The sequence below is a fragment of the Mesorhizobium sp. M0701 genome (genome assembly GCF_040320365.1).
In the GTDB taxonomy this organism is placed as follows: Bacteria; Pseudomonadota; Alphaproteobacteria; order Rhizobiales; family Rhizobiaceae; genus Mesorhizobium.
In genome coordinates, this window is record NZ_JAMYPO010000081.1 from 1 (window position 1) to 14,702 (window position 14,702).

The 14,702-nt window shown below is 62.3% G+C and carries 9 protein-coding genes; 7 read left to right on the forward strand and 2 right to left on the reverse strand.

What is annotated here, in order from left to right; translation table 11 throughout:
* The first annotated feature begins 375 nt into the window (after positions 1-375).
* The 3 genes from rpoB to NKI24_RS34860 all read left to right on the forward strand — a co-directional run bounded on the left by rpoB (position 376) and on the right by NKI24_RS34860 (position 9,590).
* Positions 376-4,512, forward strand: coding sequence for a DNA-directed RNA polymerase subunit beta (gene rpoB / locus NKI24_RS34850; RefSeq protein WP_352451053.1), 4,137 nt, complete (start codon positions 376-378; stop codon positions 4,510-4,512).
* Positions 4,513-4,643: 131 nt separating this feature from the next.
* Complete coding sequence (rpoC, locus tag NKI24_RS34855; protein ID WP_352750698.1) at positions 4,644-8,840, forward strand: DNA-directed RNA polymerase subunit beta'; 4,197 nt, start codon at positions 4,644-4,646, stop codon at positions 8,838-8,840.
* 84 nt (positions 8,841-8,924) lie between these two features.
* Entirely contained in the window at positions 8,925-9,590 is a 666-nt protein-coding gene (locus NKI24_RS34860; protein WP_352451052.1) for an O-methyltransferase, read from the forward strand.
* Positions 9,591-9,638: 48 nt separating this feature from the next.
* Here NKI24_RS34860 and NKI24_RS34865 read toward each other — a convergent pair whose 3' ends face one another.
* Both NKI24_RS34865 and NKI24_RS34870 read right to left on the reverse strand, forming a co-directional pair.
* Complete coding sequence (locus tag NKI24_RS34865; protein ID WP_352451051.1) at positions 9,639-10,568, reverse strand: Gfo/Idh/MocA family protein; 930 nt, start codon at positions 10,566-10,568, stop codon at positions 9,639-9,641.
* A 123-nt stretch (positions 10,569-10,691) separates the two neighbouring features.
* Positions 10,692-10,973 (reverse strand): transcriptional regulator, encoded by a 282-nt coding sequence (locus NKI24_RS34870; protein WP_254817147.1) that lies wholly within the window; start codon positions 10,971-10,973, stop codon positions 10,692-10,694.
* 462 nt (positions 10,974-11,435) lie between these two features.
* Here NKI24_RS34870 and rpsL point away from each other — a divergent pair, with 462 nt between their 5' ends.
* From rpsL to NKI24_RS34890, 4 genes are all read left to right on the forward strand, one after another.
* Positions 11,436-11,807 (forward strand): 30S ribosomal protein S12, encoded by a 372-nt coding sequence (gene rpsL / locus NKI24_RS34875; RefSeq protein WP_006333356.1) that lies wholly within the window; start codon positions 11,436-11,438, stop codon positions 11,805-11,807.
* A gap of 85 nt (positions 11,808-11,892) precedes the next feature.
* Entirely contained in the window at positions 11,893-12,363 is a 471-nt protein-coding gene (rpsG, locus tag NKI24_RS34880) for a 30S ribosomal protein S7 (protein WP_008875664.1), read from the forward strand.
* Positions 12,364-12,393: 30 nt separating this feature from the next.
* Entirely contained in the window at positions 12,394-14,484 is a 2,091-nt protein-coding gene (gene fusA / locus NKI24_RS34885) for an elongation factor G (protein ID WP_352750699.1), read from the forward strand.
* 67 nt (positions 14,485-14,551) lie between these two features.
* The coding region (locus NKI24_RS34890; protein WP_352643320.1) for a GTP-binding protein at positions 14,552-14,702 on the forward strand (151 nt) is incomplete at its 3' end.

The following is a 14,702-nucleotide window of genomic DNA, read 5'->3' on the forward strand; positions in this document are numbered from 1 at the left end:
ATAACCGGTACATGCACGCGTTTTCCTGGGCGTCCGCGCACACGTCCACCGCCCTGGGGTACGGCGCGGGGCCCGTGGGGAATCTGACTTATGGTTTCTGCCCGGGGTGCGGGCGCGGCGCCGCCCGCCACTCCTTTCGCGTCGAAGGGAGGCTGCGTAACGCGAAGAGTGCGAAAACCTCTTTCCTGAGGGCCGCAAACCGGCCTTCAGGAAACGGGTTTTCTCCCGTTTCTGGCCCGCCGCCAATTGGCGCCGGGTGAAAAGACAAGAAGCCGCCGACAGGCGGCGGGCAACAAGACAGGGCCGCCAAGGTGGCCCGAGATGCAAGGCGAGCCGCGGCGAGGCTCGTCCCGAGAATTGAGCTAAGGAGCGACGATGGCCCAGACCCAGACTTTCAATGGCCGCAGACGCGTACGCAAGTTTTTCGGAAAGATCCCGGAAGTTGCGGAGATGCCGAACCTGATCGAGGTTCAGAAGGCATCCTATGACCAGTTCCTGATGGTGGAGGAGCCCAAGGGTGGGCGTCCTGACGAGGGACTGCAGGCAGTTTTCAAGTCGGTCTTCCCGATTTCCGATTTTTCCGGCTCCTCGATGCTGGAATTCGTGAAGTATGAGTTCGAGGGACCGAAATTCGACGTTGACGAATGCCGTCAGCGCGACCTGACCTATGCGGCGCCGCTCAAGGTGACGCTGCGCCTCATCGTGTTCGATATCGACGAGGATACCGGCGCCAAGTCGATCAAGGACATCAAGGAGCAGGACGTCTACATGGGCGACATGCCGCTCATGACCTTGAACGGCACCTTCATCGTCAACGGCACCGAGCGCGTCATCGTCTCGCAGATGCACCGTTCGCCAGGCGTCTTCTTCGACCATGACAAGGGCAAGTCGCACTCGTCCGGCAAGCTTCTGTTTGCCGCGCGCGTCATTCCCTATCGCGGTTCGTGGCTCGACATCGAGTTCGATAGCAAGGACGTCGTGCATGCCCGCATCGATCGCCGCCGCAAGATTCCGGTGACGTCGCTGCTGATGGCGCTCGGCATGGACGGCGAAGAGATCCTGTCGACCTTCTACAACAAGATCACCTACAAGCGCGCCGGCGACCATTGGCGCATCCCGTTCAACGTCGAGCGTTTCCGCGGCCTCAAGGCCGTTGGTGACCTGGTCGACGCCGACACCGGCGAGGTCGTCGTCGAGGCCGGCAAGAAGATCACCGCCCGCCAGGCCAGGGCGCTTGGCGAAAAGGGTCTCAAGGCGATCAAGGCGACCGACGAGGATCTGCTCGGCAACTACCTTGCCGAGGATATTGTCAACTACGCGACCGGCGAGATCTTCCTCGAAGCCGGTGACGAGATCGACGAAAAGACGCTGAAAGTGCTGCTTGGCACCGGTGACGATGAGATCAAGGTCCTCGACATCGACCACGTCAACGTCGGCGCCTATATCCGCAACACGCTCAACGTCGACAAGAACGAGAGCCGCCAGGACGCGCTGTTCGACATCTACCGCGTCATGCGCCCCGGCGAGCCGCCGACGCTGGAAACCGCTGAAGCCATGTTCAACTCGCTGTTCTTCGACAGCGAGCGCTATGATCTGTCGGCCGTTGGCCGCGTCAAGATGAACATGCGCCTCGAGCTCAAGGCCGAGGATACCGTGCGCGTGCTGCGCAAGGACGACATCCTGGCCGTGGTCAAGACGCTGGTCGAACTGCGCGACGGCAAGGGCGAGATCGACGACATCGACAATCTCGGCAATCGCCGCGTGCGCTCGGTCGGCGAGCTGATGGAGAACCAGTACCGCGTCGGCCTGCTGCGCATGGAGCGCGCGATCAAGGAACGTATGTCCTCGATCGAGATCGATACGGTGATGCCGCAGGACCTGATCAACGCCAAGCCGGCGGCTGCCGCCGTGCGCGAGTTCTTCGGTTCCTCGCAGCTGTCGCAGTTCATGGATCAGACCAACCCGCTGTCGGAGATCACCCACAAGCGCCGTCTTTCGGCGCTTGGACCGGGCGGTCTGACCCGCGAGCGTGCCGGTTTCGAGGTGCGCGACGTGCACCCGACGCATTACGGCCGCATCTGCCCGATCGAGACGCCGGAAGGACCGAATATCGGCCTGATCAACTCGCTTGCGACCTTCGCGCGCGTCAACAAATACGGCTTCATCGAGAGCCCGTACCGCAAGATCGTCAACGGCAAGCTGACCAATGAAGTCGTTTACCTGTCGGCTATGGAAGAGGCCAAGCACCACGTCGCGCAGGCCAATGCCGAGCTCGACAAGAATGGTCATTTCGTCGACGAATTCGTCATTTGCCGCAACGCCGGCGAAGTGATGATGGCGCCGCGCGAAAACGTCGATCTGATGGACGTGTCGCCGAAGCAGATGGTGTCGGTGGCCGCGGCCCTGATCCCGTTCCTCGAGAACGACGACGCCAACCGTGCGCTGATGGGCTCGAACATGCAGCGTCAGGCCGTGCCGCTGGTGCGCGCCGAAGCGCCGTTCGTCGGCACCGGCATGGAGCCAATCGTCGCCCGTGACTCGGGCGCCGCTATCGGCGCCCGCCGCGGCGGCATCGTCGACCAGGTGGACGCGACGCGTATCGTCATCCGCGCCACGGAAGATCTCGATCCCGGCAAGTCCGGCGTCGACATCTACCGGCTGATGAAGTTCCAGCGTTCGAACCAGAACACCTGCATCAACCAGCGTCCGCTGGTGCGCATGGGCGACCGGGTCAACAAGGGCGACATCATCGCCGACGGCCCGTCGACCGAGCTCGGCGATCTGGCCCTCGGCCGTAACGTGCTGGTCGCGTTCATGCCGTGGAACGGCTACAACTACGAGGATTCCATCCTCCTGTCCGAGCGCATCGTCGCCGACGACGTCTTCACCTCGATCCACATCGAGGAGTTCGAAGTCATGGCCCGCGACACCAAGCTGGGGCCGGAGGAGATCACGCGCGACATTCCCAACGTCTCGGAAGAAGCGCTGAAGAACCTCGATGAGGCCGGCATCGTCTACATCGGTGCGGAAGTGCAGCCGGGCGACATCCTGGTCGGCAAGATCACGCCGAAGGGCGAAAGCCCGATGACGCCGGAAGAAAAGCTGCTGCGCGCCATCTTCGGTGAAAAGGCCTCGGACGTGCGCGACACCTCGATGCGCATGCCTCCGGGAACCTTCGGCACCGTCGTTGAAGTGCGTGTCTTCAACCGCCACGGCGTCGAGAAGGACGAGCGCGCCATGGCGATCGAGCGCGAGGAGATCGAACGCCTCGCCAAGGACCGCGACGACGAGCAGGCGATCCTCGACCGCAACGTCTATTCGCGTCTTTCCGACGTTCTCGTCGGCAAGGAAGCGATTGCCGGGCCGAAGGGCTTCAAGAAGGGCTCGAAGCTGTCGAAGGACACGCTCGACGAGTATCCGCGTTCGCAGTGGTGGCAGTTTGCCGTGGAGAACGAAAAGCTCCAGAGCGAACTGGAAGCCCTGCGTGGCCAGTACGACGATTCCAAGAAGGCGCTCGAGCAGCGCTTCATGGACAAGGTCGAGAAGGTGCAGCGCGGCGACGAGATGCCTCCGGGCGTTATGAAGATGGTCAAGGTCTTCGTGGCCGTGAAGCGCAAGATGCAGCCCGGCGACAAGATGGCCGGCCGGCACGGCAACAAGGGTGTCGTGTCGCGGATCGTTCCGGTCGAGGACATGCCTTTCCTCGAGGACGGCACGCATGCCGATATCGTGCTCAACCCGCTGGGTGTGCCGTCGCGCATGAATGTCGGCCAGATCCTGGAAACGCACCTGGGCTGGGCCTGCGCCGGAATGGGCAAGAAGATCGGTGATCTGATCGACGCGTACAAGACGGCGGGCGACATCAAGCCGCTGCGCAAGACGCTCGAGAGCTTCATGCCTTCCAACGACCGCAACGAGCCGGTCCGCGAATATGACGACGAGAGCATCGTTCGCCTCAGCGAGCAGATGCGCCGCGGCGTCTCCATCGCGACACCGGTGTTCGACGGCGCGCACGAGGCCGACATCAACATCATGCTGGAGCAGGCGGGCCTGCACACCAGCGGTCAGTCGCAGCTCTATGACGGGCGCACCGGCGAGCCGTTCGATCGCAAAGTGACGATGGGCTACATATATATGCTCAAGCTTCACCACCTTGTGGACGACAAGATCCACGCGCGTTCGATCGGGCCGTACTCGCTCGTTACCCAGCAGCCGCTGGGCGGCAAGGCGCAGTTCGGTGGCCAGCGCTTCGGCGAGATGGAGGTCTGGGCGCTCGAAGCGTACGGCGCCGCCTACACGCTGCAGGAGATGCTGACGGTGAAGTCGGACGACGTCGCCGGCCGCACCAAGGTCTACGAGGCGATCGTCAGAGGCGACGACACCTTCGAGGCCGGCATTCCCGAGAGCTTCAACGTTCTCGTCAAGGAAATGCGGTCTCTCGGCCTCAATGTCGAGCTGGAGAACACCAAGCTCGACGACAACCCGATCCGGCTGCCCGACGCGGCCGAGTAAGCAAGACGTCCGGCCGCGGTCTTCCCGCGACCGGACGCACCAAATTCTCGGCCGATGGCCGATCAAGTCGGCGGGCGTTTGGCCCGCGCTAGATGCAAGGGGTTTTCGAGGACCCCGAAAAGGAGAACGGCATGAACCAAGAGGTCATGAATCTCTTCAATCCCCAGGCGCCTGCGCAGGTGTTCGATTCCATCCGGATCTCGCTTGCCAGCCCTGAGAAGATTCTGTCCTGGTCGTTCGGCGAGATCAAGAAGCCGGAGACCATCAACTATCGCACCTTCAAGCCGGAGCGTGACGGCCTGTTCTGCGCGCGCATTTTTGGCCCGATCAAGGACTATGAATGCCTGTGCGGCAAGTACAAGCGCATGAAATACAAGGGCGTCATCTGCGAGAAGTGCGGCGTCGAAGTCACGCTGTCGCGCGTCCGCCGCGAGCGCATGGGCCATATCGAGCTGGCGGCACCGGTCGCCCACATCTGGTTCCTGAAGTCGCTGCCGTCGCGCATCGGCACGCTGCTCGACATGACGCTGAAGGACATCGAGCGGGTCCTCTACTTCGAGAACTACATCGTTACCGAACCCGGCCTCACCGCGCTGAAGGAGCACCAGCTGCTCAGCGAGGAAGAGTACATGATGGCCGTCGACGAGTATGGCGAGGATTCGTTCACCGCCATGATCGGCGCCGAGGCGATCCACGACCTTCTGGCCGGCATGGACCTCGAGAAGATCGCCGGCGATCTGCGTTCTGAGCTGGCTTCGACCACCTCCGAGCTCAAGCAGAAGAAGTACCTGAAGCGGCTCAAGGTCGTCGAGAACTTCATGGAATCCGGCAACCGTCCGGAATGGATGATCATGAAGGTGGTTCCGGTGATCCCGCCGGATCTGCGCCCGCTTGTCCCGCTGGACGGCGGCCGTTTCGCCACGTCGGATCTGAACGATCTCTATCGCCGCGTCATCAACCGCAACAACCGCCTGAAGCGGCTGATCGAGCTGCGCGCGCCCGGCATCATCGTGCGCAATGAAAAGCGCATGCTGCAGGAAGCCGTCGATGCGCTGTTCGACAACGGCCGCCGCGGCCGCGTCATCACCGGCGCCAACAAGCGTCCGCTGAAGTCGCTGTCCGACATGCTGAAGGGCAAGCAGGGCCGGTTCCGCCAGAACCTGCTCGGCAAGCGCGTCGACTATTCCGGCCGCTCGGTCATCGTCACCGGTCCGGAGCTCAAGCTCCACCAGTGCGGCCTGCCGAAGAAGATGGCGCTCGAGCTGTTCAAGCCCTTCATCTACGCCCGTCTCGACGCCAAGGGTTACTCCTCGACCGTCAAGCAGGCGAAGAAGCTGGTCGAGAAGGAGCGTCCGGAGGTCTGGGATATCCTCGACGAGGTCATCCGCGAGCATCCGGTGCTGCTGAACCGCGCACCGACGCTGCACCGCCTCGGTATCCAGGCGTTCGAGCCGATCCTGATCGAAGGCAAGGCGATCCAGCTTCACCCGCTGGTCTGCACGGCCTTCAACGCCGACTTCGACGGCGATCAGATGGCCGTTCACGTGCCGCTGTCGCTGGAAGCGCAGCTTGAAGCCCGCGTGCTGATGATGTCGACCAACAACATCCTGCACCCGGCTTCCGGCGCGCCGATCATCGTGCCGTCGCAGGACATGGTTCTCGGTCTCTACTATCTCTCGATCGTCAACCAGAACGAGCCGGGAGAGGGCATGGTGTTTGCCGACATGGGCGAACTCCAGCACGCGCTCGAGACCAAGGCGGTGACGCTGCATGCCAAGATCAAGGGGCGTTTCCGCACGGTCGACGCCGACGGCAAGGTCGTGTCGAAGATCTACGATACCACGCCTGGCCGCATGATCATCGGCGAGCTGCTGCCGAAGAACCACAACGTGCCCTACGAGACCGCCAACCAGGAGATGACCAAGAAGAACATCTCCAAGATGATCGACACCGTCTACCGCCATTGCGGTCAGAAGGAGACGGTCATTTTCTGCGATCGCATCATGGCTCTCGGCTTCAGCCACGCCTGCCGTGCCGGCATTTCGTTCGGCAAGGACGACATGCTGATCCCGGACGCCAAGATCAAGCTGGTCTCCGACACCGAGGCTTTGGCCAAGGAGTACGAGCAGCAGTACAATGACGGTCTGATCACCCAGGGCGAGAAGTACAACAAGGTCGTCGACGCCTGGGCCAAGTGCTCGGAAAAGGTCGCCGACGAAATGATGGCCCGCATCAAGGCGGTCGAGTTCGAGGACAACGGCCGTCAGAAGCCGATGAACTCGATCTACATGATGTCGCACTCCGGTGCGCGCGGCTCGCCCACCCAGATGCGCCAGCTCGCCGGCATGCGCGGCCTGATGGCCAAGCCTAGCGGTGAAATCATCGAGACGCCGATCATCTCGAACTTCAAGGAAGGCCTCACCGTGCTCGAGTACTTCAACTCGACCCACGGCGCCCGCAAGGGTCTGGCCGACACCGCCTTGAAGACGGCGAACTCGGGTTACCTGACGCGTCGTCTTGTCGACGTGGCGCAGGACTGCATCGTCAACTCGCTCGACTGCGGCACCGACAAGGGCCTCACCATGCAGCCGATCGTCGATGCCGGTCAGGTCGTCGCCTCGGTTGGCCAGCGCGTTCTCGGCCGCACCTCGCTCGACGACATCACCCACCCGGTCACCGGCGAGGTTCTGGTCAAGGCCGGAACGCTGATGGACGAGCGTGACGTGGAACTGATCGAAAAGGCCGGCGTGCAGTCGGTCCGCATCCGTTCGGCGCTGACCTGCGAGGTCAGGGTCGGCGTCTGCGCGGTCTGCTACGGACGCGATCTGGCCCGCGGCACGCCCGTCAACCAGGGCGAGGCTGTCGGCGTCATCGCGGCGCAGTCGATCGGCGAGCCGGGCACCCAGCTCACCATGCGTACCTTCCACATGGGCGGCACGGCGCAGGTGGTGGATTCCTCGTTCCTTGAAGCCTCCTATGAGGGCAAGGTCGAGATCCGCAACCGCAACGTGGTGCGCAACTCCGACGGCCAGCTGATGGTCATGGGCCGCAACATGGCGGTGCTGATCCTCGACGAAGCTGGCAAGGAACGCGCCACGCACCGCGTCACCTACGGTTCGCGCATCTTCGTCGACGATGGCGACAAGGTGAAACGTGGCCAGCGTATCGCCGAGTGGGATCCTTATACCCGCCCGATCCTCACCGAAATCGAGGGCAGGGTGGCATTCGAGGATCTGGTCGATGGCATTTCCGTTCAGGAAACCGCCGACGAATCGACCGGCATCACCAAGCGCGAGGTCATCGACTGGCGTTCGACGCCACGCGGCAACGATCTCAAGCCGGCGATCGTCGTCCAGGATGCCAAGGGCAAGGTCGGCAAGCTGTCGAAGGGCGGTGACGCCCGCTTCCTGCTCTCGGTCGAGGCCATTCTTTCGGTCGAGCCGGGTGCACAGGTTCGCCCCGGCGACGTGCTGGCGCGTATCCCGATGGAAAGCGCCAAGACCAAGGACATCACCGGCGGTCTGCCGCGTGTTGCCGAACTGTTTGAGGCACGCCGTCCGAAGGATCACGCCATCATCGCCGAGATCGATGGCACGATCCGCTTCGGCCGCGACTACAAGAACAAGCGCCGTATCATCATCGAGCCGCATGACTCGATGCTTGAGCCGGTCGAATATCTGATCCCGAAGGGCAAGCCGTTCCATCTCCAGGACGGCGACGTCATCGAGAAGGGCGACTACATCCTCGACGGTAATCCGGCGCCGCACGACATCCTGGCGATCAAGGGCGTGGAGGCGCTTGCCTCCTACCTCGTCAACGAAATCCAGGAGGTCTACCGACTGCAGGGCGTGTCGATCAACGACAAGCACATCGAGGTGATCGTTCGCCAGATGCTGCAGAAGGTCGAGATCACCACGCAGGGCGATTCGACCTACATTCCGGGCGACCACGTCGACGTGATCGAGCTGGAAGAGGTCAATGAGCGCCTGGTCGAGGAAGGCAAGAAGCCGGCCGAAGGCCAGCCGGTGCTGCTCGGCATCACCAAGGCCTCGCTGCAGACGCCGTCCTTCATCTCCGCCGCCTCCTTCCAGGAGACGACGAGGGTGCTGACCGAAGCTGCGGTTGCCGGCAAGACCGACATGCTGCAGGGCCTGAAGGAAAACGTCATCGTCGGGCGGCTGATCCCGGCCGGTACCGGCGGTACGATGAGCCAGATCCGGCGCATCGCCACCTCGCGCGACGAGTTGATCATCGACGAGCGCCGCAAGGCGTCCGGCGTCGAGGTCGCCGAGCCGATGCTGACCGACATGGTTAACGCGGCGCAGTAAGCGCGCAAGAAAGAGAAGATAGAAAAGGGGCCTAAGTGGCCCCTTTTCGCATTTTGGTTCCTCAATCGGATCGGAGAAGAAACGATGAGCAGGAAGATTTGGGCTGCTGTCGACGACTACATTGTCGAAGCTCTTTTCGAGGCGGATCCCGCTCTTGATGCCGTTCTGGCGGCCAACCATGATCAGGGCCTGCCGCCTATCGACGTTTCCCCGGCACAAGGCAAGCTGCTCTCACTTCTTGCGCGAATGCAGGGAGCGAGGAAGGTACTCGAAATCGGCACATTGGGCGGTTATTCGACAATCTGGATGGCGCGAGCATTGCCGATGGACGGCAAGGTCGTGACGCTCGAGCTTGATCCGCACCACGCCAGTGTCGCGCGGTCGAACTTTGAACGGGCAGGGGTGTCTGACCGTGTGGAACTGCGGGTCGGACCGGCGCTTCAATCGCTTGCGGCCTTAGGCGCCGAGAATGCCGGGCCGTTCGACTTCATCTTCATCGACGCCGACAAGCCGAACAACCCGCACTATCTGTCCTGGGCCATGCATCTTTCGAGGCCGGGGACCGTCATTGTCTGCGACAATGTCATCCGTGACGGCGCGGTGGTGAATGAAGATGGTCGCGATGCCAATGTCGAAGGGGCACGCGCGGCGTTCTCGTTCATCGGCAGCGACAAACGTCTGGAAGGCACCGCGATCCAGACTGTTGGCGCCAAGGGCTATGACGGCTTTGCAATAGCGATCGTTAATTGAATTTGTGCGGTGCGCCGGCCGGACCTGCGATCCGGCGGCGCCCACTGATCAATCGAAAAAAGCTTCCACCACATTGCGCTTGCCGAGCATGAAGGCGTCGGCGACGTGCTGCAGGGGCGCGAGATCGACGTCGGAGGTGCCGGCGCGCACGATCTCGGCGAAGCGCTTGTAGAGCATCGGGTATTCGGCTTCCGGCTCCTCGTGAACGACGCGGCCATCGATGGCAAGCTTTGAGCCGCCGCCAGAAAGCACCATCGATCCGGCCTCGGTATCGGCCAGGATGTCCCAGCTTTGCGGGCCGGTCTGACGCCAGTCGAGTTCCATCGTCACTGGCAGACCGTTCGAAGTGCGGAAAGCGATTTGGGCGGCGATCGGGGCCGCGCGGTTCTCGGGGAAATCGAGTTCTGCCGAGCTGATGAACATCGGCGGCAGGATGTGGGTAGCGATCGACAGGGCGTTGATGCCGGGATCGAACACGCCAAAGCCGCCGGGAGCCCAGATCCATTCCTGATTCGGATGCCAGCGGCGCACGTCTTCTTTCCAATTGATGGCGGCCGACCTGATCGTTGTCGATCCAAGGAATGCGCGCGCAGCTTCGACAGCCGGCGCATAGCGTGAATGCCAGCTGGCGAACAGGCAGACGCCGTTCGCTGTCGCCAGCGCCTTCAGGTCTTCGACCTCGCTGACCGTGGCGCCGGGCGGCTTTTCCAGGAAAACATGCTTTTTCGCCGCCAGCGCCAAGCGCGCGGCGTCGTAACGAAACTGCGGCGGCATGCACAGCGACACCGCCTCGAGCTCCGGCGTTGCGTCGAGCATCGCCTCGATCGTCGGGAAGTTCGGGATGTCCTCGACTTTGCCATGGCGGCTCGCTGCGGCAACCAGGCGATAATCCTGGTCCTTCGCCAGCGCCGGCAGATGCTGGTCACGGACGATCTTCCCCACGCCGACGATGCCGAGCTTGATGGGATTAGAGGACATGGGAGCTCCGCAGGTTGAGTGTGCTTGGTTTTGCCAGAGGTCGCTTCTTAGCAGAGAACTTGTGCCGGGCAAGTCGCCGGGCTTTGTCGCCGGCCCGTGAGATCGACCGCGATTCAGATCTCTTCAGATCGGCACATCGAACGTCACGATCGACACTTCGCCTTCGAGCGCGCCCTGATAGGCGGACAGATGCGGCTCCTCGTCCGGCACGCCGTCCAGGTCGCCGATCTGATCGAGCTCTGCCTCGGCATAACCTTCGGCGGCAAGCGATTCGAGAGCGCGGCGCACCGCCGAATCGTCGTCCGGTGCGACCAGCATCACATGCACGCCTTCCGGCTTGCCACCTTTGCGCTTCCACACCCGGCCGGTAATAATGGTGACCGGGCGCTCCTCATTGTCATTCACGGGTTCGTACCTCCGGGCGAGGGGGTTTGGGCTGCTCATGCCGCCTTTTCGCACGAAGCACGGCCTGGAAACAGCCGCAAGCCGGTCACTTTCTGGCTTCCTCTTGAAAAACGGCGCAAGAAAATTACATGCGCTTTTCGCATGGCTGCCACGCCTCGGGTTCAGCGCAATATTTGCCGCTCCGGGGTTGACGGACAGTGGCCATACGAGTAGAAGCCGCCCAGTCAGAACCGATGTGAGGCTCTTGCTTCCGAAGCGACACGCTTTGGAGTTTGCCTCAAACAGGGTTCGTTTTACGAGCGAAAAGACATTTCCGGCGTGCACGAAGCGGCTTCCGCTTCCTCTGCCATTTGTTCGGGCAAGACCGCGAGGCGCGGTTTGTGGCCCGAATTTGCGTATGGAAGTGACGCTTTGAGCGGCCCTGACCGGGCGAGATACGGAATTGAGAGACAAGAGGGTTTAATGCCTACCGTCAACCAGCTGATCCGCAAGCCGCGCATTGCGCCGGTGAAGCGCAACAAGGTCCCGGCCATGCAGCAGAACCCGCAGAAGCGGGGCGTCTGCACGCGCGTCTACACCACGACGCCGAAGAAGCCGAACTCGGCGCTGCGCAAGGTGGCCAAGATCCGCCTGACCAATGGTTTTGAAGTGATCGGTTACATCCCCGGCGAAGGCCACAACCTTCAGGAGCACTCGGTGGTGATGATCCGCGGCGGTCGCGTCAAGGATCTTCCGGGCGTCCGTTACCACATCATCCGCGGCGTGCTCGACACGCAAGGCGTGAAGAACCGCAAGCAGCGCCGTTCGAAATACGGCGCCAAGCGTCCGAAGTGACCGAAGCGTAGCCAAGGTCGTTCCGGGCGGCGTCAAGCGACGATCCGGGATCCAGGCCACCGCGTAGAATTGAGGCAGAGAAAAAATGTCCCGTCGTCACAGTGCAGAAAAGCGTGAGATCAATCCGGACCCCAAGTTCGGCGATCTGATCGTCACCAAGTTCATGAACGCCGTCATGTATGACGGCAAGAAGTCGGTTGCCGAGACCATCGTCTACGGCGCGCTCGACCAGGTTCAGTCCAAGACCAAGCAGGAGCCGGTCACCGTCTTCCATCAGGCGCTCGACAATGTCGCGCCGCATGTGGAAGTGCGTTCGCGCCGCGTCGGCGGCGCCACCTACCAGGTTCCAGTCGATGTGCGCCCCGAGCGCCGTCAGGCATTGGCCATCCGCTGGTTGATCGCCGCCGCCCGCAACCGCAACGAGACCACTATGGTCGACCGCCTCTCCGGCGAGCTGATGGACGCGGCCAACAACCGCGGCACCGCCGTCAAGAAGCGTGAAGACACCCACAAGATGGCAGAAGCCAACCGCGCTTTCGCGCACTACCGCTGGTAAAGCGCGAACGAGACTGAAGAGGCACCTCCCATGGCCCGCGAATATAAAATCGAAGACTACCGCAATTTCGGTATCATGGCGCACATCGACGCCGGCAAGACGACGACCACCGAGCGCGTCCTCTATTACACGGGCAAGTCGCACAAGATCGGCGAAGTCCACGACGGCGCTGCCACCATGGATTGGATGGAGCAGGAGCAGGAGCGCGGCATCACCATCACGTCGGCCGCGACCACGACCTTCTGGAAGGGTCGCGACGGCAAGATGCACCGCTTCAACATCATCGACACCCCCGGCCACGTCGACTTCACCATTGAAGTCGAGCGTTCGCTGCGCGTGCTCGACGGCGCCATTGCGCTGCTCGATGCCAATGCCGGTGTCGAGCCGCAGACGGAGACCGTCTGGCGCCAGGCCGACAAGTATCGCGTGCCGCGCATGATCTTCTGCAACAAGATGGACAAGATCGGCGCCGACTTCTACCGCTCGGTCGAGATGATCGGATCGCGCCTCGGTGCGCATGCCGTCGTCATGCAGCTGCCGATCGGCGCCGAGACCGAGTTCAAGGGTGTCGTCGACCTCGTCGAGATGAACGCGCTGGTCTGGCGCGACGAGACGCTGGGCGCTGCCTGGGACATCGTCGAGATCCCTGCCGACCTCAAGGCTCGTGCCGAAGAATACCGCGAGAAGATGATCGAGGCCGCCGTCGAAATGGACGAGATGGCGCTCGAGAATTACCTCGAAGGCAAGATGCCGAGCAACGACGAGATCCGTGCGCTCATCCGCAAGGGCACGATCGCGGTGAAGTTCTATCCGATGTTCTGCGGCTCGGCCTTCAAGAACAAGGGCGTGCAGCCGCTGCTCGACGCCGTCGTCGAATATCTGCCGTCGCCGGCCGATGTCCCGGCCATCAAGGGCGTCGACGCCAAGACCGACGCCGAGATCGAGCGTCATGCCGACGACAACGAGCCGCTGTCGATGCTTGCCTTCAAGATCATGAACGACCCGTTCGTCGGTTCGCTCACCTTTGCCCGCATCTATTCGGGCAAGCTCACCAAGGGCATCTCGGTCGACAACACCGTGAAGGGCAAGAAAGAGCGCATCGGCCGCATGCTGCAGATGCATGCGAATTCGCGCGCCGACGTCGAAGAGGCGTTTGCCGGCGACATCGTCGCCCTCGCTGGCCTCAAGGACACCACCACCGGCGACACGCTCAGTGATCCGCTGCATCCGGTCATCCTCGAGCGCATGGAATTCCCCGATCCGGTCATCCAGATCGCCATCGAGCCGAAGACCAAGAACGACCAGGAAAAGATGGGTCTCGCCCTTCACCGCCTGGCCGCCGAGGATCCGTCCTTCCGCGTCAAGACTGACGAGGAATCGGGCCAGACGATCATTTCCGGCATGGGCGAGCTTCACCTCGACATCATCGTCGACCGCATGCGCCGCGAGTTCAAGGTCGAGGCCAATGTCGGCGCGCCGCAGGTGGCCTACCGCGAGACGATCACCCGCAAGCACGAGCAGGACTACACGCACAAGAAGCAGACCGGCGGTACCGGCCAGTTCGCCCGCGTCAAGATCCTGTTCGAGCCGAATCCGGAAAGCAGCGAATTCGAGTTCGAAACCAAGATCGTCGGCGGCGCTGTGCCGAAGGAATACATCCCCGGTGTCGAAAAGGGCATCAACAGCGTCATGACCTCGGGCCCGTTCGCCGGCTTCCCGATGATCGGCGTCAAGGCGACGCTGATCGATGGCGCCTACCACGACGTGGACTCGTCGGTTCTGGCCTTCGAAATCGCCGGCCGCGCCTGCTTCCGTGAAGCAGCCCCCAAGCTTGGCGTGCAGTTGCTCGAGCCAATCATGAAGGTCGAAGTGGTGACGCCGGAAGATTACGTCGGCAGCGTTATCGGCGACCTGAACGGCCGTCGCGGCCAGATCCAGGGCCAGGAAGCCCGTGGCGTGGCTGTGGTCATCAACGCGATGGTGCCGCTCGCCAACATGTTCAAATACGTGGACAACCTTCGCTCGATGAGCCAGGGCCGCGCGGCCTACACGATGCAGTTCGACCACTACGAGCCGGTCCCGACCGCGGTCGCCCAGGAAGTCCAGAAGAAATACGCGTAACTCGAAACGAGTTGCATCAGTAACTTAATTCAAGGCCCGCACGGGCTGGCAGGAATGGAGAGATCACATGGCAAAAGGTAAATTCGAGCGCACTAAGCCTCATGTGAACATCGGCACGATTGGTCACGTCGATCATGGCAAGACGTCGCTGACGGCGGCGATCACCAAGTATTTTGGCGAATACAAGCGCTACGACCAGATCGATGCGGCGCCGGAAG

Excerpts from the sequence above, each read along its gene's own strand:
- rpoB (WP_352451053.1), top strand. The coding sequence starts at position 376 with ATGGCCCAGACCCAGACTTTCAATGGCCGCAGACGCGTACGCAAGTTT.
- rpoC (WP_352750698.1), top strand. The coding sequence starts at position 4,644 with ATGAACCAAGAGGTCATGAATCTCTTCAATCCCCAGGCGCCTGCGCAG.
- NKI24_RS34860 (WP_352451052.1), top strand. The coding sequence starts at position 8,925 with ATGAGCAGGAAGATTTGGGCTGCTGTCGACGACTACATTGTCGAAGCT.
- NKI24_RS34865 (WP_352451051.1), bottom strand. The coding sequence starts at position 10,568 with ATGTCCTCTAATCCCATCAAGCTCGGCATCGTCGGCGTGGGGAAGATC.
- rpsL (WP_006333356.1), top strand. The coding sequence starts at position 11,436 with ATGCCTACCGTCAACCAGCTGATCCGCAAGCCGCGCATTGCGCCGGTG.
- rpsG (WP_008875664.1), top strand. The coding sequence starts at position 11,893 with ATGTCCCGTCGTCACAGTGCAGAAAAGCGTGAGATCAATCCGGACCCC.
- fusA (WP_352750699.1), top strand. The coding sequence starts at position 12,394 with ATGGCCCGCGAATATAAAATCGAAGACTACCGCAATTTCGGTATCATG.